Source organism: Pelosinus sp. UFO1 (assembly GCF_000725345.1).
In the GTDB taxonomy this organism is placed as follows: Bacteria; Bacillota; Negativicutes; order DSM-13327; family DSM-13327; genus Pelosinus.
Genome location: NZ_CP008852.1, coordinates 610,001 through 628,761 on the forward strand (window position 1 = coordinate 610,001; position 18,761 = coordinate 628,761).

Here is an 18,761-nt window from a genome sequence, read left to right on the forward strand (position 1 = left end):
TTGTCCGGAATTATTGGGCGTAAAGCGCGCGCAGGTGGGATAATAAGTCTGATGTTAAAGTTCGGGGCTCAACCCCGTGAAGCATTTGGATACTGTTATTCTTGAGTGCAGGAGAGGAAAGTGGAATTCCTAGTGTAGCGGTGAAATGCGTAGATATTAGGAGGAACACCAGTGGCGAAGGCGACTTTCTGGACTGTGTCTGACACTGAGGCGCGAAAGCCAGGGTAGTGAACGGGATTAGATACCCCGGTAATCCTGGCCGTAAACGATGGGTACTAGGTGTTGGGGGTATCGACCCCTCCAGTGCCGGAGTTAACGCAATAAGTACCCCGCCTGGGGAGTACGGCCGCAAGGTTGAAACTCAAAGGAATTGACGGGGGCCCGCACAAGCGGTGGAGTATGTGGTTTAATTCGACGCAACGCGAAGAACCTTACCAAGGCTTGACATCGTCTGATGATCCTAGAGATAGGAAGTTCTCCTTCGGGAGACAGATAGACAGGTGGTGCATGGCTGTCGTCAGCTCGTGTCGTGAGATGTTGGGTTAAGTCCCGCAACGAGCGCAACCCTTATCCTATGTTGCCAGCGCGTAATGGCGGGAACTCATGGGAGACTGCCGTGGATAACACGGAGGAAGGTGGGGATGACGTCAAGTCATCATGCCCCTTATGTCTTGGGCTACACACGTACTACAATGGGCTTTAATAGAGGGTAGCGAAGCCGCGAGGTGAAGCCAAACCCAAAAACAAGCTCTCAGTTCGGATTGCAGGCTGCAACTCGCCTGCATGAAGTCGGAATCGCTAGTAATCGCAGATCAGCATGCTGCGGTGAATACGTTCCCGGGCCTTGTACACACCGCCCGTCACACCACGAAAGTTGAGAGCACCCGAAGCCGGTGAGGTAACCAGCAATGGAACCAGCCGTCGAAGGTGAGATCAGTGATTGGGGTGAAGTCGTAACAAGGTAGCCGTATCGGAAGGTGCGGCTGGATCACCTCCTTTCTATGGAGATTTGAATCATTGAAATATATGGTTCTAATCCAAGGTCGACACATCTGGTCGTTCATCTACTTACATTGCTTAGTTTTGAGGGAATACGTCCTTGTTGCTACAAGAAATTGTAGTGATAAGAAATGTAGTACCTTATATGTTCTTTGAAAACTGCACAGAAGAAAGCAAAGTAATAATTCTAATAGCAATATTAGGGTGATTACCGAGCATGTTAGGATTTTTTAAAAACGTATGATCCTTCTAGGATTGTACACCACTAATGATTGCTCATTTATGAGCAGTCGATTAGCAAGACAATAAGTCAAGCTAATAAGGGCATACGGTGGATGCCTTGGCGCCAAGAGCCGATGAAGGACGGGGTAAGCTCCGATAAGCTAGGGGGAATCGCAAGCAGGTTTTGATCCCTAGATTTCCGAATGGGGAAACCCAACAGTGGTAATGCACTGTTACCCATACCTGAGAGTATGAGGAGGGCACCTGGGGAACTGAAACATCTAAGTACCCAGAGGAAAAGTAATCAAGTGAGATTCCCTAAGTAGCGGCGAGCGAACGGGGAAGAGCCCAAACCGAGTCAGTTTACTGATTCGGGGTTGAGGACCGGCATAATTCGAGTCAGGCTTAGTCGAACTACCTGGAAAGGTAGACCATAGGGGGTAACAGTCCCGTAGACGAAAAGCAGAGCAAGATGGCTGAGTTCCAGAGTACCACGAGACACGTGAAACCTTGTGGGAAGCAGGGGGGACCACCCTCCAAGGCAAAATACTCCTTGGCGACCGATAGCGTATAGTACCGTGAGGGAAAGGTGAAAAGCACCCCGGGAGGGGAGTGAAAAAGAACCTGAAACCGTATGTCTACAAGCAGTTGAAGACCCTTATGTGGTCAACAGCGTGCCTATTGAAGAATGAACCGGCGAGTTACAGTAACTAGCGAGGTTAAGCAGAAGATGTGGAGCCGCAGCGAAAGCGAGTCTTAATAGGGCGAATAGTTAGTTGTTGTAGACCCGAAACCGCAGTGATCTATCCATGGCCAGGTTGAAGCGCAGGTAAAATTGCGTGGAGGACCGAACTCGTGAACGTTGAAAAGTTTTGAGATGAGTTGTGGATAGGGGTGAAATGCCAATCGAACGCGGAGATAGCTGGTTCTCCCCGAAATAGCTTTAGGGCTAGCCTCAAGAAATAAGTACAGACGGTAGAGCTCTGATTGGGCTAGGGGCCTTATAGGTTACCGAACTCTGTCAAACTGCGAATGGCTGTACTCGGACCTTGGGAGTCAGACTGCGAGTGATAAGACCCGTAGTCAAGAGGGAAACAGCCCAGACCATCAGCTAAGGTCCCAAATGCCGTACTAAGTGGCAAAGGATGTGGAACTTCAGAAACAACCAGGATGTTGGCTTAGAAGCAGCCACCATTTAAAGAGTGCGTAATAGCTCACTGGTCGAGAGGTTTTGCGCCGAAGATGTCCGGGGCTAAAGTACGGAACCGAAGCTATGGATTTGTACCTTTGGTACAAGTGGTAGGGGAGCGTTCTATACGCTTTGAAGCAGTACCGTAAGGAGCTGTGGAGTATATAGAAGTGAGAATGCCGGTATGAGTAGCGAAAAGACAAGTGAGAATCTTGTCCACCGAAAGCCTAAGGTTTCCTGAGCAACGCTCGTCGTCTCAGGGTAAGTCGGGGCCTAAGCCGAGGCGTAAATGCGTAGGCGATGGACAACTGGCAAACATTCCAGTACCACCCACATCCGTTTGAGTGATGGAGTGACACAGAAGGGTAAGTAATCGCATGAATGGAAGAAATGCGTCTAAGCTTGTAGGGTGTTTAGTAGGCAAATCCGCTAAACGTATAGCCTGAGGAGTGACGGGGAGTTGCTAGTGATAGCGATGAACTTACTGATCCCACACTGTCAAGAAAAGCTTCTAGCGAGGCTGTGGGTGCCCGTACCGCAAACCGACACAGGTAGGCGGGGAGAGAATCCTAAGGTGCGCGGGAAAACCCTCGTTAAGGAACTCGGCAAAATGTCCCCGTAACTTCGGGAGAAGGGGAGCCCTTTTAGGTGATTACCCTTGCGGTATGAGCTAAAGAGGGTCGCAGAAAAGAGGCCCAAGCGACTGTTTACCACAAACACAGGTGCCTGCTAAAGCGAAAGCTGACGTATAGGTGCTGACACCTGCCCGGTGCTGGAAGGTTAAGGGGAGTGCTTAGAAGCAATTCGAAGGTGTGAACTGAAGCCCCAGTAAACGGCGGCCGTAACTATAACGGTCCTAAGGTAGCGAAATTCCTTGTCGGGTAAGTTCCGACCCGCACGAAAGGTGTAACGACTTGGGCACTGTCTCAACGAGGGACCCGGTGAAATTGAAATACCTGTGAAGATGCAGGTTACCCGCGACTGGACAGAAAGACCCCATGGAGCTTTACTGTAGCCTGACATTGAATTTTGGTAAATGATGTACAGGATAGGTGGGAGACTGCGAGATATGTACGCTAGTATGTATGGAGTCATTGTTGGGATACCACCCTTTATTTACTGGAATTCTAACTTTAATAGTAACGACATTAAGGACAGTGTCAGGTGGGCAGTTTGACTGGGGCGGTCGCCTCCGAAAATGTAACGGAGGCGCTCAAAGGTTCCCTCAGCGCGGCCAGAAATCGCGCGAAGAGTGCAAAGGCAGAAGGGAGCTTGACTGCGAGACGTACAGGTCGAGCAGGGACGAAAGTCGGACTTAGTGATCCGGTGGTACCGCGTGGAAGGGCCATCGCTCAACGGATAAAAGCTACCCTGGGGATAACAGGCTAATCTCTCCCAAGAGTCCATATCGACGGGGAGGTTTGGCACCTCGATGTCGGCTCATCACATCCTGGGGCTGTAGTAGGTCCCAAGGGTTGGGCTGTTCGCCCATTAAAGTGGTACGTGAGCTGGGTTCAGAACGTCGTGAGACAGTTCGGTCCCTATCCATCGCGGGCGCAAGAGACTTGAAGGGAACTGCTCCTAGTACGAGAGGACCGGAGTGGACGAACCAATGGTGTACCAGTTATCCCGCCAGGGGTACAGCTGGGTAGCTACGTTCGGAAAGGATAAACGCTGAAAGCATCTAAGCGTGAAACCAGCCTTAAGATGAGGTCTCTCATAGCGTAAGCTAGTAAGTCCCCTTGTAGATGACAAGGTTGATAGGCCAGGTGTGTAAGTCCAGCAATGGATTCAGCTGACTGGTACTAATAGGACGAGGGCTTGACTTAATTTAGTTAGTAGCGCAGCTACTAACGACTAACATGTAGTCTTTCTTCTGTGAAGTTTTGAAGGAACATATGAAAATATGTACTTCTAAAATCCAGTGGCGATAGCTAAGGGGTTCCACCTGTTCCCATACCGAACACAGTAGTTAAGCCCTTATACGCCGAAAGTACTTGGTTGGAAACGGCCTGGGAGGATAGGTAGTTGCTGGTTATATGGAAAAGCACTCACTTTTGTGAGTGCTTTTTTTATTGGCAAATGAATATTGTGTTGGTATTGTTGGTCGCGCCAGCTTCATATTATTAACGCTTCGCCATTAGCATTTAACCTCCCCTTATAATAACATAAACCTAGCGCTTAATCTGAAAATAAAAGTGCAGATAGATTCGAAGTGCTAGAGATGTCGGAGTCAGGTTATAAACAGACTGGGGATAATCTTGTGCGTTATTAATAAATAATGGTAGCAGTAAGTCTAAAATAGGATAGATTATATCTATACTGTAAGAGGGATAGGGATATTGTGCAACGAATTTAAAAGATACTAACAATATATAGGTGATATGTGGATATCTACATAATAGTGCTTTTAAGGATTTATAGAAATTTGATTAGAAAATTTCTATAAAAGAAAAAGACCACTTCCAAGAAGTGGCCTTTCGGTTATAATAAAAAATATATGTATTAGAATTTTTTATAAGCTTGCGCTTTTGCTCCACAGATAGGACATGCATCTGGTGCACTACCTTCGTGAATATGACCGCAGATAGTACAGAGATAATAGTCAAAGTTTTCTTTAGTATCTAAGCTAGTAAGTGCTTTTTGGTATAATTTAGCATGTACTTTTTCGGCTTCGTTAGCAAGTGTAAAAGAGCGTATTGCCGCAGTAGTATTTTCTTCTGTCTTTGCATCTGCAAGGAATTGTGGGTACATTTCACTAAACTCGTAGGTTTCGCCAGCAATGGCTGCTTGAAGATTATCGGCTGTTGTTTTTACTTTACCTAAGGCATTCAAATGAGAATGAGCATGAATCATTTCAGCTTCTGCAGCTGCACGAAAAAGCTTAGCAGCTTGTGTATACCCTTCTGCTTCCGCTTTTTTAGCAAAAGCTAAGTACTTAATATTGGCTTGTGATTCACCAGCAAAACCGTCAGCTAAGTTTTTTTCAGTTTTCATTTTTAAATTACCTCCAAAACGTATTTATTATCTATTAACTATTATTATCCATTAATGAAGAAATGTCAAGTAATATTTTTCCATAATCTTATTGATAGAGTCTTTTTTACTTACCGTTGTATAAAAGAGGGTGATACATTGTATTATGAAAAAAAAGCAGTTATTCAACACCAAAAAGGAATACATACAAGGGTTGCTGCTATGATAGTACAAAAAGCTCATGAGTTTAATATGAAATATCAAACTTCAATATTCTTTCGCTATAAAGATCGAGAAAAAATACTAGCAAATAGTTTGATGCTATTTTGTTCTCTAAGAATAAAGGCGGGAGATGAAGTATGGGTTATAGGTAGCGGGAATTATGCTGAATTAGTAGTGGAGCAGATGGTAGCATTCTTAGAAAGTGATTTTCATTTGGACAATGCTGAGACGATTAGTAAAGTTGATAAGTTACTTCAAGATAATTCTTTTACGGCAGAACAGATTTTTAATAGTATGGCGAATGGATTAATGGTAAGTGATGAAAATGACTTAGTGACTATATTTAATCCAGCTGCAGAAGGGATTTTAGGAATTCCCGCCAGCGCCGTTATCGGCAAAAAAGTATATGACGTAATTCCTAATTCGAGACTACATCTTGTTAATAGATCAGGAATCCCTGAACTGGCTTGTAAGCAACTTATTGGCAATTCTAGTACAATTACGAATCGTACTCCGGTTATAATTGATGGGCAGATCAAAGGAGCGGTTGCTATTTTTGAAGATATTTCCGCGCTAGAAAAGGTCACATGGGAATTACAAGAAATCAAAGAGTTAAAAGAGCGGTTACAATTAATTTTAGAATCAGTACAAGATGGTATTTGTGTTGTTAATAAAGACGGATGTATTACATATGTAAATCCGGCATATTTACGAATTGTTAATCAGCAGTATGAAGAATTAGTCGGTCAAAATACAAAAGAAATTTCTCCTCAAGGAGCTCGATCTACAGTTCTTTCGTCTGGAAAGCAGATTTTGAGTAATATTAGCCAAAAATCTAATGGAGTGACTGTAGTTGCCAATGTTAATCCTATAATTGTTGATGGGGAATTAACAGGAGTTGTATCCGTCGTAAAAGATATTACAGAAGTTCATAGTTTCATGGAGAAATTAAATCATATTTCTGCAAAAGCTGAGTATTTAGAGCAAGAGTTATGGCGCACGAAAAAGCCAAATCGTGCATTTGAACATTTTATTGGACGCAGTGGTAAAGTATTAGATGCTTTAGCTATGGCAACCAAAGCCGCGGAAGGATCTTCTAATGTATTAATTCGTGGTGAAAGCGGTACGGGTAAGGAATTAGTAGCAGAAGGAATCCATTACGCTAGTGTTAGAGCGAATGGTCCCTTTATTCGGGTTAATTGTGGCGCTATTCCAACTAATTTATTGGAAAGTGAACTTTTCGGACATGAAAAGGGTGCTTTTACAGGAGCTATTCGTAGAAAGCTGGGGAGATTTGAATTAGCGAACAAGGGCACAATTTTTTTAGACGAAATAGGTGAAATGGAAAAAAGTATGCAAGTAAAGTTATTGCGTGTATTACAGAAAAAAGAATTTGAGCGGGTAGGTGGGGAAGTTACAATTAAAGTAAATGTGCGGATTATCGCCGCTACTAATCGGGATTTAGAAAAGATGTTGATAAGTGGTGAGTTCCGGGAAGATTTATATTATCGCCTAAATGTTATTCCCCTCTTATTGCCACCACTAAGGGAACGGAAAGAAGATATTCCCATGTTAGTTGAGTATTTTCTAGATAAGATAAGTCGCGAATTAGCAAAACCTCCTAAAAGTATTAAGAGTGATGCTTTAGCAGTACTTATGCAATATAAATGGCCAGGGAACGTTCGGGAGTTAGAAAATATGATCGAGAGAATGGTGACCTTAACAGAAGGAAGTTCAATCTCAGCAAAACATTTGCCTAGTTATCTAAAAGAAGAACTCTTGTTAGAAAAAAAAGAACAGAATAACTTTATTACGGATGATATTGTTTTAACTTGGAATGAGTATGAAAAATTGATAATAAGACTGGCCTTGGGAAAGTACGGGAGTTTTAATAGTGCTGGTAAGGCATTGGGGTTGACCCATAAAACGATAGCAGCGAAAGCAAAAAAATATGGAATTGAAAAAACAGTATCTTGGTAATTTAAGGATGTAATTGGTAAAAAGTATCAACAAAATAGAGTTGCTTGATACTTTTTACCAATATTACTTTCTTAAAGTAAGCTACATTAATTTATTAAAAGAAAAGAACTTGGATTTGCCAAGTTCTTTTCTTTTGTTGGAGAAATTTGTAGCTAGTGAAAAAGACTGAAGGTTAAGGCTTATACCATGTTATCGTACATAAGAAGAGCAGATCCTATAGCAAATTTATGTTACTATTTGATTAAAAACTTCATTGTTAGAGTAAATTTTAATGCCAAATTTTTCTTTTGGCACGATTATTGCTTGTATTACTATAAGTAAGGGATAATGTTACTTCGGATGTAATTCTATTTCCTTATGTAAATCGGAATCTGCCACAAATGGGATATAAAATAACGAAGGGGAGTAAACAAAATGAAAAAAGTTATTAATGTACCAGAACAGGTAGTAGAGGAAATGTTACAAGGAATAGTGTTGGCACACCCACAGTATGTAAAAAGAATAGAAGGCTTTGATGTATTGGTAAGAGCCAATGCACCAGAAAGTAAAGTTGCCTTAGTTAGCGGTGGTGGTAGTGGTCATGAACCTTCTCATGCTGGTTTTGTTGGTAAAGGAATGTTAGATGGTGCTGTTGCTGGTGCTGTATTTACTTCACCTACACCAGACCAGGTGTACGAAGCAGTAAAAGCAGTAGATAATGGCAAGGGAGTACTTTTAATTATAAAAAATTATAGCGGTGACGTCATGAATTTTGAAATGGCAATTGAGATGGCAGAAGCTGATGGGATTGTTGTTGACAAAGTAATTGTTAATGATGATGTAGCAGTGGAAAATAGTACATGGACGATTGGACGCCGAGGGATTGCTGGTACAGTATTAGTACATAAAATTACAGGCGCTAAAGCCGAAGCTGGTGCAGATTTGGCGGAGGTAAAACGGGTTGCAGAGAAAGTAATCAGTAATGTAAGATCTATGGGGATGGCACTTGCTCCGTGTACAGTACCAGCAGCTGGCAAACCTAGTTTTATACTGGAAGATAATGAAATTGAAATTGGTATGGGGATTCACGGTGAACCAGGTACACACCGTGAGGCATTAAGGTCAGCTGATGAAATTACAGATCATTTAGTAGATAAAATTTTGGCTGATATGCCATTAGGCACTGGCGAAGAAGTAGCGGTACTAATTAATGGGTTGGGAGCTACACCATTAATGGAGTTATATGTAATAAATCGTAAAGTTGCAGCTATACTAGGAGATAAAGGGATTAAAATTGCCAAGACTTACGTAGGTAATTACATGACTTCTTTAGAAATGGCTGGTTTTTCAGTTAGCATATTGAAGCTTGATGGTGAGTTAAAAGAATTATTATTCGCTGCTGCGGATACACCGGCGTTGGTACAGTTTTAAAGGGGGCTTTGTTTCTATGGGTGGATATATATTTGAAGCTATTAATACGATCGGAAAAGCGATTATCCGTGATAAACAAATGTTAACAGATTTAGATGCTGCAATTGGTGATGGAGATCATGGCATTAACATGGCAAGAGGCTTTGAGGCAGTACAGGCCAAGATGCAGGCATTAGAAGCGGAAACCGATATCGGTAAGATTATGAAAACCATTGGTATGACGTTAATTTCCAGTGTTGGAGGTGCTTCTGGCCCATTATATGGTACAGCTTTTTTACGGGCTGCTGGCCCAAGCCAAGGTAAAACCCAGCTTGACACTGATACTGTTGGTTTGATGCTAGCAGCAGCTATTACAGGGATTAAGGAACGGGGAAAAGCGATTCGTGGAGAGAAAACCATGTTAGATGCTTTAGAACCTGCCTATGATGCATTTATAGAAGGTGCAAAAGAAAATAAAACTGTAATCGAATGTTTAGAGTTGGCATGTAATGCTGCTCAGGAGGGTGTCGAATTTACTAAAACGATTGCAGCAACCAAAGGTCGGGCCAGCTATCTTGGCGAACGTAGTATTGGACATCAAGATGCTGGGGCCACATCATCTTATATTATGTTGCGTACTTTATTGGAGTTTCTTCGCGGTAATAATTAGGAGGTCTGTAGGGATATGGTAGGAGTCGTTATTGTTTCACATAGCCAAAAGGTTGCAGAAGGTATAAGAGAAATGGCATTACAAATGGCTAACCCTAACCAGCAGATCATTGCTGCTGGTGGAATGGATGATGGTAGTATAGGTACAGATGCATTCAAGGTGAGTGAAGCCATTGTTTTGGCCAATACGGGTGATGGTGTTGCAGTCCTAGTCGACCTTGGTAGTGCAGTGCTCAGTACGGAAACTGCTTTTGATTTTCTGGATGATGAACTACGTGCTAAAGTAGAGATTGCAGATGCCCCTATATTGGAAGGAGCCATTAGTGCTGTTGTGGAAGCCTCTCTAGGCAGCTCACTGTCTGCTGTAATAGCAACTGCGGAAGGTGCACGTACGTTAAATAAGTGCTGAAAAAATCCCTGTTTTGTTAGCTAAGTGCCATAATTAATAAGCGTAATGAACCACAAAGACGCTGCCACCTCTGGTGGCACACAAAGGAGGGTATCATGTCCTTTGTGCCTTTGTGGTTCAACTATTTATGTAGGAGCCAGCTACTAGATTTTCAATAATAATTTTTAGTGAGGGATACATATGATTGAAAAACAAATAACGATTACAAATAATAGTGGGCTACATGCTAGGCCAGCAGCTCAATTTGTACAAAAGTCGGCAAGTTTTAAAAGTAAAGTTAGAATTACAGGGAATAATAAGACAGCGGATGGTAAGAGTATTCTAGCCGTAATGGGAATGGGTATAAAACAAAATGCTCAAATTAATATTACTGTTGAAGGCGAAGACGAGAAAGAATGCATTAAAGCCTTAGAAGAGCTTATTGCTAGTAATTTTGGTGAAAATTAATAAGAAAAGACTTGGCTTGTGCCAAGTCCTCGGACGCAGGCAGAAGCCTTAGTCGTTCTTACTTGGAATCAAGAAAGTGTTATACTTTCTGATTCCGTAAAAAAACCGTTATTACAGGGTTTAAGCCTGTGATAACGGTTTTTTTATTAATCTATTTAGAACGAGATAAAAATTTAAAAACTTTTACTCCTGTATCTCGCACGCGGCGTATAGGAGTAACGCTAACTTTAATTTTTGGTTTCATATCACTGATAGAACCGAAATCACCTCGTTTAATATTGGTAATTTTCGTCTTTTCAGGTTTTAAAAAACGTTTCAATGCATTAGATGCTTGGTTAAGTTGACTGTTATCGCTACAAGTAAAGACATCGATGGCAGCATATCCTTTTTCTGGGTAACTATGTACGCTCATATGACCTTCTGCTAATAGTGCTAACACTGTTAATCCTTGTGATTCAAATTTATGATAAGTGAAATTGAGTAGTGTCATATTGGATTCAGCAATGGCTGCTGTCATTGCCTTTTTTATAAATTCAATATTAGTAAGACTTTCAAAGTTACATCCATACATATCAATCGTTAGGTGTCTGCCAATTATCCCCATTATCATACTAAATTCCCCTTTATAAGTAATGATTAAAGCCTATATCTACGTCGTATATTATATGTATTATATAGCATTTCATTATAAATTGATTAACGACAATTGTAAAGTATAATTTTATGTAAAAATACAGAAAATACTGGATATTCGTTTTATGAAAATAAGAGAAGAGTTTTTGCAGGAAAATGTAATTAAATCGTGAATTTTCCCAAAGATAATATATTTCAAGAAAGGAAGATCAAAGATGAGTACAAAACTAACAACGATGCTAAATATAAAATATCCTATCATCCAAGGCGGCATGGCATGGGTATCTGACGGAAAGCTAGCAGCAGCTGTATCAGAAGCTGGTGGTGCTGGTATTATTGCAGCAGGCGGTCGCAATGCCCAATGGGTTGGTGAACAAATTCGTTTAGCAAAATCCCTTACGACGAAACCATTTGGTGTCAATGTACAACTTATGGCATCAGATAAAGAAGAAATTATGGATGTAATTTGCAAGGAAAAAGTAGCCTTCGTTACCCTTGGGGCAGGAAATCCAATTCCTTTTTTCTCACAGCTAGATGAAGCAGGTATTAAAAAAATTCCAGTAGTACCTAATGTTAAATTAGCAAAACGGGTGCAGGAAAAAGGTGCTGATGCGATTGTAGTAGAGGGAATGGAAGCGGGAGGTCATATTGGAGTATTGACGACTATGGCTTTAATGACGCAAGTAATTCCAGCGGTTGATATTCCAGTTATTGCAGCGGGTGGATTTGCTGATGGACGTGGATTAGTAGCTGCCTTGGCAATGGGAGCATCAGGAATACAAATGGGCACTCGTTTCTTAGTAGCAGAAGAATGTGCTGTTCATTCCAATGTAAAACATAAACTAATTGCTGCAACTGATAACGACAGCGTAGTCACAGGAGCGCTTCACGGACATGCTGTTCGTGGTGTTAAAAATAAATTTACAGATCGTTTCTTGGAATTAGAACGTCAACATACATCGGAAGAAGAACTCGCTCGTTTGGCAACAGGTACAAATCGTCTAGCCGCCATTGATGGGGATGTGGAGAATGGAATGGTACAAGCTGGTCAAAGCTTACTCCCATTGACTAAAATAGAACCAGTGAAGGATATTATTGAGCATATTATTGAAGAAGCTAGTTTGGTGTTAGGGGCTATAAGAAAAGCACCTAATTTACTATAAACAAAAATGAAGTTGGGAGACTTAGGAGGAAATTTACTATGATGAATAATGTTCAAATTGCAAAAGGTGTATACTCTGTGGGGGCAGTTGACTGGACCATGAGAGATTTTCATGGTTATGCTACACCCAGAGGTATTACTTATAATTCCTATTTAATTGTGGATGAAAAAATTTGTCTAATCGATACAGTAAAAGCACCTTTTGGAGCAGAATTACTAGAGCGCGTCAGTCAAATTGTTGACCTTACCAAAATTGATTATATTGTGTGCAATCATACAGAACCTGACCATGCAAGTGCATTACCGATGGTTATGGAAAAGGCACCACAGGCCAAAGTGGTTTTGACAGCGCAAGGTAAAGAATCCATCATAAAGCATTATCAAAAAGATTATGATTTCCAAGTAGTAAAAGAAGGCGACGCATTAGATTTAGGTCGTAATCAACTAAAATTTATAACTCTGCCTATGCTGCATTGGCCAGATTCTATGGCTAGTTATCTCACTGGTGAAGAAATTTTGTTTTCTAATGATGCCTTTGGACAGCATATTTGTACGTCAAATCCATTTGATGATGAAAATGAAATCCATGATATTATGCAAGAAGCAGCTAAATATTATGCTAATATTTTACTTCCTTATACGAGACTGGTTGGCGGCGCGTTAAAAAAGGCAGAAACTGTGCCAATTAAAATGATTGCTCCTAGCCACGGCGTAATATGGCGTTCCCATATTACCGATATTTTGAAAAAATATGAGCAATGGGGTACTGGATATCATGATGATACAGTAGTAATTGTTTATGATACTATGTGGGGAGCAACAGAAGATATGGCTCGCCGTATCTTAGAAGGTGTTGCGGCTTCAGGGGCAAAAGCAAAGTTACATAGACTAAAAACATCAGCGATGAGTGATATTATGAATGACATCTTAGAAGCTGGTGGGGTTATTCTTGGATCATCAACCCAACATAATACAGTATTAGCAACAATGGGTGGGTTCCTATCGTATATACAAGGCTTGAAACCTGTTAATAAACTTGGGGCTGCCTTTAGTGCCCATGGTTGGGCTGGCGGTGCGCAAAAGATCCTTGAGAATTCTTTGGAGGCTGCCGGAATAAAAGTTGAATCTTCTGAATTAGCGCTAAAATGGGTAACGAGTAAAGATGAGAAGGAACAATGTTTTAATTTTGGGCTAGAATTTGCGAAAAAAGTACAAGCGAATAAAAAATAAATGGAAGAGAAGAGAGCGAAAACGCTCTCTTCTTTTTGGCATAGATCTGCCTTTATTTGTGTAATACTATAGAAAAGGAAAGAGGGAATTAGCATGTTTACCTGGCATCATGGATTCTGGATCTACTTTTTAACACGTCATCATCCAATGGTTTGGAATTTTTTAATTGGTTCCATGTTGCCTGATTATATTTATATCATTGCTGTAGGGATCATGTTGCTGCATGGGCAATTGTCATGGATTGATTTGTTACACTTAGACCCAGCTAAAATGATGTCTCTATTACCCATGTATCCGTGGGTTGTAAAAATAGATCTGATTGGTCACTCTATAGTCGTTTGGGGTATTGTATTTATTACTACCTTACTCGTCCAGGTAAAAGGGGTGCAAGCCTTTGTCATAGGGTGGGGTACCCACTTACTGATAGATAGTTTGACTCATGCTGCCTATGCAAATTATTTATTGTATCCCCTGTCTCTATTTAGCGTTCACAGTCCAATCTCCTACTGGGAAATCCAATATTTTGCGAATGAATTTAAATGGATCAATCGAATATTGATGTCACTTGCGGTCTTATATTTACTCTGTGAGTGGTTAAAAACGAAAAAGAAGCAGTAAAATTACCTTTTTACAGGAAAGGCTAATTTTTTTTTATTATATAGTTGCAAAAAGTCAAAAAGTCAAATAAAATAGAGTAAAGGTCAAATACGTAGTAGGCAGGTAGGGATACTATGAGTAATTTAGCAGATATTATTGAAAAACTCATTTTGCATAAACTTGCAAATGAATGTGAAGATATCATTGTATTAAAGCGTAATGAAATGGCGGAAGAAATTGAATGTGCCCCCTCCCAAATTAGTTATGTGTTAAGTACACGTTTTACAATAGAGCGAGGCTTTTTAGTTGAGTCAAAGCGTGGATCAGGGGGATTTGTGCGCATCGAACGTATTCCCGTACATACAATGATCTATGAGGATGCTGCAGAGCAAATTCTTGAAGATACCATATTTACAGAAGCAGTAGAAATTGTTAAAAGTCTTACAGCCCAGGGGATGTTGACAGGAAGGGAGGCTGGTTTGATCATGCATTTTTTTGATCTGATTTATAAACACATAGAGCCAGAAGAACGAGCCCCTATGTTACGATCCTTAATACTCAAATTGGCTGAATTTACGTGAGGAGGGTGTAATATGTTATGTGATGATTGCAATAAACGTACAGCTTGTATGCATATTACCAAAATAGTAAATAATCAAAAAACAGAAAGAAACCTATGTGCTGAATGTGCAAAAGCTGCTGGTGAAATTAGTTTAGCATTTGATACTCAGTTCTATGTTCATGATTTTTTAAAAGGTATGTTTAATCATGGGCTTTTTGCTGATCCTAAAATAGTCGAGGGGCAAGCCCATTGCCCAGAATGTAAAATGACTTACGATGATTTTAATCGAAAAGGAAAAGTAGGTTGTGGTGCTTGTTATACGGTCTTTGGAGAACAATTTGATCCATTACTAAAACGAATTCATGGTGCAAGTAGTCATACTGGAAAATTCCCTAAGCGTAGTGGCAGTACATTAAAGATTAGGCAGCAAATCAAAAATTTGCGTCAGCAATTAGAGCAGTATGTATTAAATGAAGAGTATGAAAAAGCTGTTATCCTGCGGGATGATATTAAAAAATTAGAAAAAGAAATTGGCTTAAAGGGCAAGGAGGAGTAGCAAATGACAATTGAAAATTTGCTGAATCAACCTTTCGTGTACTGGATGAGTAGTGGTGCACAAGATGGTGATATTGTTCTTGCCAGTCGCATTCGCTTGGCACGCAATTTGGAGGGAATACCTTTTCCACAAAGGGCCAATGCAGAACAACTGTCTCAGATCGTAGCTCAGGTTAAACAATCTTTATGTGATTTAAATATAGATGGTCAGCCAGAGTATATGTTTCTTGATTTAGAAAAGTTACCTCTGCTAGAAAGGTTAGTATTAGTTGAGAAACATATTATCAGTCCTAATCATGCCCGGGAAGCAGGGAATCGAGCCCTAATTATAAAACAGGATACAACAGTAAGCATTATGGTTAATGAAGAGGATCATCTACGGATACAATGCTTAATGCCGGGACTTAACTTAATGGAGGCTTTCGCAAGTGCCAATCAAGTAGATGATATTATTGAAAATAAGCATACCATTGCCTTTAATGAAGAATTAGGGTATTTAACTTCTTGTCCGACCAACCTAGGTACAGGACTCAGAGCCTCTGTTATGGTACATTTACCTGCTCTGGTTCTCACAGGACAGATTAATCGAATCGTGAATGCCGTAACTCAGCTTGGTTTGACAGTTAGAGGTTTATACGGTGAAGGAACGGAAGCGGTGGGGAATATATTTCAAATATCTAACCAGCTTACCCTGGGATTTACGGAACAGGAAATTATTGATAATTTGTACAGTGTGGTCAAACAAGTAGTAGATCATGAACGAACGGCCAGGGGTGGTCTATATGCAGAGACTACAGATATGCTAGCTGACCGGGTATGGCGGTCCTACGGTATTTTAAAATATGCCCGTAGTATGTCAGGTCAAGAGGCATTGTCTCTTCTCAGCGATGTACGAATGGGATATGAACTGGAAATTATCAAGGATGTTCCAGAATGTAATTTTAACGAACTTATGGTGATTACCAGACCTAATTTTTTACAAAAAATGAGCTGTCGTCCTGAACTAAGTGGAAATGATCGTAAAAAATTAAGGGCTCAAATTATTCGAGATAAGTTTTTGAAGGAGGAGAAATAAAATGTTAGGACGTTTTACAGAAAGAGCGCAAAAAGCTCTATACTTTGCACAGCAAGAAGCGGTAGGGTTGGGTCATGATTATGTAGGTACAGAACATCTATTGTTAGGTTTACTGCATGAAAAAGAGGGCGTAGCAGCAAAAGGGCTATTATCCCTAGATATTACAATTGAAACCATTCGTTCTGCTGTAGAACAAATCGTGGGGCGGGGCAAAGGGAATAACTCACAAGTAGCCTATACACCTCGTGCTAAACGTTGCATTGAGTTAGCAATTGAAGTTGCAGCCGACTTAGGCCATAATTACGTGGGTACAGAGCACTTATTGCTTGGTTTATTGCAAGAAGGGGAAGGCATAGCAACCCAAATATTAAATGGACTTGGCATTGATGTTCAAGTAGTAAGTCAAAAGGTAACGGAACTCTTGAGTGGGTTTGTTCCTTCAGGGCAGGGAGCAAATCCACAAGCTGGGGGAAAACAACAAAATTCCAATACACCTACACTTGAGGAGTTTGGCCGCGATCTTAATAAACTAGCTCGAGATGGGAAAATTGATCCTGTTATTGGACGGGAGTTAGAGATTGAACGTGTATTACAAGTTTTAAGCCGACGTACGAAAAATAATCCTGTATTGATTGGTGAGCCTGGGGTAGGTAAGACTGCAATTGCAGAAGGTTTAGCCCAACGTATTGTGCAAAACAATGTGCCTGAGATGTTGAGAGTAAAAAGAGTTGTATCTCTTAACATGGCTTCCTTGGTCGCAGGCTCTAAGTATCGGGGTGAATTTGAAGAACGCCTAAAGAAAGTTATGGAAGAGGTACGGCAAGATGGTAATGTAATTTTGTTTATTGACGAATTGCATACATTAATTGGTGCTGGTGCCGCAGAAGGGGCCATAGATGCCGCAAATATTTTAAAACCTACCTTAGCTCGTGGCGAAATACAAGTAATTGGTGCTACCACCCTCAATGAGTATAAAAAGTATATTGAAAAGGATGCGGCTTTGGAACGTCGTTTTCAGCCGATTACAGTAAACGAACCATCTGTAGAAGATGCGATTAGCATCTTGAAGGGCATCCGTGATAAGTATGAAGCTTTCCATCGGATTAGTATTACTGACGAAGCGATTGAAGCTGCAGTTACCCTATCCCATCGCTACATTTCCGACCGTTTTCTACCAGACAAGGCCATAGATTTAATGGATGAAGCCGCAGCAAGGGTCCGCCTTAAAACGTTTTCCTCACCAACCAATGTGAAAGAACTAGAAAAAGAATTAAAACAAGTGCAGACGGAAAAAGAAGCCGCCATTGCAGTACAAGAATATGAGCAGGCAGCTCGTCTTCGCGATGAAGAAAAAAAGCTAAAAGAAGAATTAGATAGCAAACAAAAAGAATGGAAACAGCAAGGCAATGAGCAGCTTGTCGTTTCTGGTCAAGAGATAGCTCATATCGTAGCAGTTTGGACAGGTATTCCCGTTGAAAAATTGGCCCAAGAAGAAGCGGAACGTTTACTAAATCTGGAAGAGGAATTGCATAAAAGAGTGATTGGTCAGCACGATGCTGTCAAATCAGTAGCCAGAGCAGTGCGGCGAGCTAGAGCAGGGCTTAAAGATCCAAAACGTCCTATTGGTTCCTTTATTTTCCTAGGACCAACAGGTGTTGGTAAAACAGAGCTAGCAAAAGCATTAGCTGCTACTTTGTTCAGTGATGAAGATTCTATGATTCGTTTAGATATGTCCGAGTATATGGAGAAACATACAGTATCTCGCTTAATTGGTGCACCTCCTGGGTATATCGGTTTTGATGAAGGAGGTCAGTTGACGGATGCAGTAAGGCGTAAACCTTATTCAGTCATCTTATTGGATGAAATAGAAAAAGCCCATTTTGATGTATTTAATATTTTGTTACAAGTGTTAGAAGATGGTAGGTTGACAGATAGTCAAGGTCGTAAAGTTGATTTTAAGAATACGGTAATTATTATGACTTCCAATGTCGGGGCTAAGCACTTACGAAAAGATAATGCTGCCTTAGGATTTTTAGCAGATGATAAGGTGAATAATGAAGCTGAAAATGCTAGAAATAGAGTGATGGAGGAAGTGAAACGAACTTTCCGTCCAGAATTTATTAATCGTGTTGATGAACTGATCGTATTTAGTAGCCTAAACGATAAAGAACTGACTCAGATTGTCGACATTATGCTAGAGGAAGTTAGTAAGCGTTTGCAGGATAATAACTTATCATTGGTATGTAGCGATGGGGCAAAATCAGAACTAGTTAAAGAGGGGCGAGATTATGCTTATGGCGCTAGGCCGCTTAGACGTGCCATTCAAAAATTAGTAGAAGACGAAATCGCTGAATTAATGTTGCGTCGGCAAGTTACAAGTGGTGATACCGTGTTGATTGATGTGGATGAAGACGGAAAAGTGAATTTGGCGAAAAAACAATAAAT

14 protein-coding genes and 3 rRNA genes (1 of these 17 cut by a window edge) are annotated in these 18,761 nt (G+C 40.8%); 15 read left to right on the forward strand and 2 right to left on the reverse strand.

What is annotated here, in order from left to right; genetic code table 11:
* From UFO1_RS02575 to rrf, 3 genes are all read left to right on the forward strand, one after another.
* Positions 1–999 (forward strand): 16S ribosomal RNA (locus UFO1_RS02575); it begins 560 nt to the left of the window's first position.
* Between the two features lie 308 nt (positions 1,000–1,307).
* A 23S ribosomal RNA gene (locus UFO1_RS02580) occupies positions 1,308–4,239 on the forward strand.
* 91 nt (positions 4,240–4,330) lie between these two features.
* Positions 4,331–4,447, forward strand: a 5S ribosomal RNA gene (rrf, locus tag UFO1_RS02585).
* Together the 16S, 23S and 5S rRNA genes form the textbook arrangement of a ribosomal RNA operon.
* A 468-nt stretch (positions 4,448–4,915) precedes the next feature.
* On the opposite strand, the gene UFO1_RS02590 is transcribed toward rrf, so the two are convergent.
* Positions 4,916–5,407 carry a rubrerythrin family protein gene (locus UFO1_RS02590; protein WP_038667599.1) on the reverse strand — a complete coding sequence of 164 codons (492 nt, stop codon included), beginning with the start codon at positions 5,405–5,407 and terminating at the stop codon, positions 4,916–4,918.
* A 138-nt stretch (positions 5,408–5,545) separates the two neighbouring features.
* Between UFO1_RS02590 and UFO1_RS02595 the strand changes: the two genes are divergently transcribed.
* From UFO1_RS02595 to UFO1_RS02615, 5 genes are all read left to right on the forward strand, one after another.
* Positions 5,546–7,588 (forward strand): sigma 54-interacting transcriptional regulator, encoded by a 2,043-nt coding sequence (locus UFO1_RS02595; RefSeq protein WP_038667602.1) that lies wholly within the window; start codon positions 5,546–5,548, stop codon positions 7,586–7,588.
* A gap of 414 nt (positions 7,589–8,002) precedes the next feature.
* On the forward strand, positions 8,003–8,998 hold the full coding sequence (dhaK, locus tag UFO1_RS02600; RefSeq protein WP_038667604.1) for a dihydroxyacetone kinase subunit DhaK: 996 nt from the start codon (positions 8,003–8,005) through the stop codon (positions 8,996–8,998).
* A 16-nt stretch (positions 8,999–9,014) separates the two neighbouring features.
* Entirely contained in the window at positions 9,015–9,647 is a 633-nt protein-coding gene (gene dhaL / locus UFO1_RS02605) for a dihydroxyacetone kinase subunit DhaL (RefSeq protein WP_038667607.1), read from the forward strand.
* 15 nt (positions 9,648–9,662) lie between these two features.
* Positions 9,663–10,055, forward strand: a complete 393-nt coding sequence (gene dhaM / locus UFO1_RS02610; RefSeq protein ID WP_038667610.1) for a dihydroxyacetone kinase phosphoryl donor subunit DhaM — start codon at positions 9,663–9,665, stop codon at positions 10,053–10,055.
* Positions 10,056–10,235: 180 nt separating this feature from the next.
* Positions 10,236–10,502 carry an HPr family phosphocarrier protein gene (locus tag UFO1_RS02615; protein ID WP_038667614.1) on the forward strand — a complete coding sequence of 89 codons (267 nt, stop codon included), beginning with the start codon at positions 10,236–10,238 and terminating at the stop codon, positions 10,500–10,502.
* A gap of 151 nt (positions 10,503–10,653) precedes the next feature.
* On the opposite strand, the gene speD is transcribed toward UFO1_RS02615, so the two are convergent.
* Positions 10,654–11,112: an adenosylmethionine decarboxylase gene (gene speD / locus UFO1_RS02620; RefSeq protein ID WP_038667617.1), complete on the reverse strand. Its 459-nt coding sequence runs from the start codon at positions 11,110–11,112 to the stop codon at positions 10,654–10,656.
* A gap of 238 nt (positions 11,113–11,350) precedes the next feature.
* Here speD and UFO1_RS02625 point away from each other — a divergent pair, with 238 nt between their 5' ends.
* From UFO1_RS02625 to UFO1_RS02655, 7 genes are all read left to right on the forward strand, one after another.
* On the forward strand, positions 11,351–12,298 hold the full coding sequence (locus tag UFO1_RS02625; RefSeq protein ID WP_038667619.1) for a nitronate monooxygenase: 948 nt from the start codon (positions 11,351–11,353) through the stop codon (positions 12,296–12,298).
* Between the two features lie 38 nt (positions 12,299–12,336).
* Positions 12,337–13,527, forward strand: coding sequence for an FprA family A-type flavoprotein (locus UFO1_RS02630; RefSeq protein ID WP_038667622.1), 1,191 nt, complete (start codon positions 12,337–12,339; stop codon positions 13,525–13,527).
* 93 nt (positions 13,528–13,620) lie between these two features.
* The gene (locus tag UFO1_RS02635) at positions 13,621–14,145 is read left to right on the forward strand and encodes a hypothetical protein (RefSeq protein ID WP_038667625.1); all 525 of its coding nucleotides are present in this window, start codon (positions 13,621–13,623) and stop codon (positions 14,143–14,145) included.
* 113 nt (positions 14,146–14,258) lie between these two features.
* Positions 14,259–14,705: a CtsR family transcriptional regulator gene (locus UFO1_RS02640; RefSeq protein WP_038667628.1), complete on the forward strand. Its 447-nt coding sequence runs from the start codon at positions 14,259–14,261 to the stop codon at positions 14,703–14,705.
* A gap of 12 nt (positions 14,706–14,717) precedes the next feature.
* Positions 14,718–15,242: a UvrB/UvrC motif-containing protein gene (locus tag UFO1_RS02645; RefSeq protein WP_038667632.1), complete on the forward strand. Its 525-nt coding sequence runs from the start codon at positions 14,718–14,720 to the stop codon at positions 15,240–15,242.
* Between the two features lie 3 nt (positions 15,243–15,245).
* Positions 15,246–16,316: a protein arginine kinase gene (locus UFO1_RS02650; RefSeq protein ID WP_038667635.1), complete on the forward strand. Its 1,071-nt coding sequence runs from the start codon at positions 15,246–15,248 to the stop codon at positions 16,314–16,316.
* 1 nt (position 16,317) lies between these two features.
* The gene (locus UFO1_RS02655) at positions 16,318–18,759 is read left to right on the forward strand and encodes an ATP-dependent Clp protease ATP-binding subunit (RefSeq protein ID WP_038667637.1); all 2,442 of its coding nucleotides are present in this window, start codon (positions 16,318–16,320) and stop codon (positions 18,757–18,759) included.
* Positions 18,760–18,761 lie beyond the last annotated feature (2 nt).

Bases quoted from the DNA above. Each gene is read 5' to 3' on its own strand.
- UFO1_RS02590 (WP_038667599.1), bottom strand. From the start codon at position 5,407: ATGAAAACTGAAAAAAACTTAGCTGACGGTTTTGCTGGTGAATCACAA.
- dhaK (WP_038667604.1), top strand. From the start codon at position 8,003: ATGAAAAAAGTTATTAATGTACCAGAACAGGTAGTAGAGGAAATGTTA.
- dhaL (WP_038667607.1), top strand. From the start codon at position 9,015: ATGGGTGGATATATATTTGAAGCTATTAATACGATCGGAAAAGCGATT.
- dhaM (WP_038667610.1), top strand. From the start codon at position 9,663: ATGGTAGGAGTCGTTATTGTTTCACATAGCCAAAAGGTTGCAGAAGGT.
- UFO1_RS02615 (WP_038667614.1), top strand. From the start codon at position 10,236: ATGATTGAAAAACAAATAACGATTACAAATAATAGTGGGCTACATGCT.
- speD (WP_038667617.1), bottom strand. From the start codon at position 11,112: ATGATAATGGGGATAATTGGCAGACACCTAACGATTGATATGTATGGA.
- UFO1_RS02625 (WP_038667619.1), top strand. From the start codon at position 11,351: ATGAGTACAAAACTAACAACGATGCTAAATATAAAATATCCTATCATC.
- UFO1_RS02630 (WP_038667622.1), top strand. From the start codon at position 12,337: ATGATGAATAATGTTCAAATTGCAAAAGGTGTATACTCTGTGGGGGCA.
- UFO1_RS02635 (WP_038667625.1), top strand. From the start codon at position 13,621: ATGTTTACCTGGCATCATGGATTCTGGATCTACTTTTTAACACGTCAT.
- UFO1_RS02640 (WP_038667628.1), top strand. From the start codon at position 14,259: ATGAGTAATTTAGCAGATATTATTGAAAAACTCATTTTGCATAAACTT.
- UFO1_RS02645 (WP_038667632.1), top strand. From the start codon at position 14,718: ATGTTATGTGATGATTGCAATAAACGTACAGCTTGTATGCATATTACC.
- UFO1_RS02650 (WP_038667635.1), top strand. From the start codon at position 15,246: ATGACAATTGAAAATTTGCTGAATCAACCTTTCGTGTACTGGATGAGT.
- UFO1_RS02655 (WP_038667637.1), top strand. From the start codon at position 16,318: ATGTTAGGACGTTTTACAGAAAGAGCGCAAAAAGCTCTATACTTTGCA.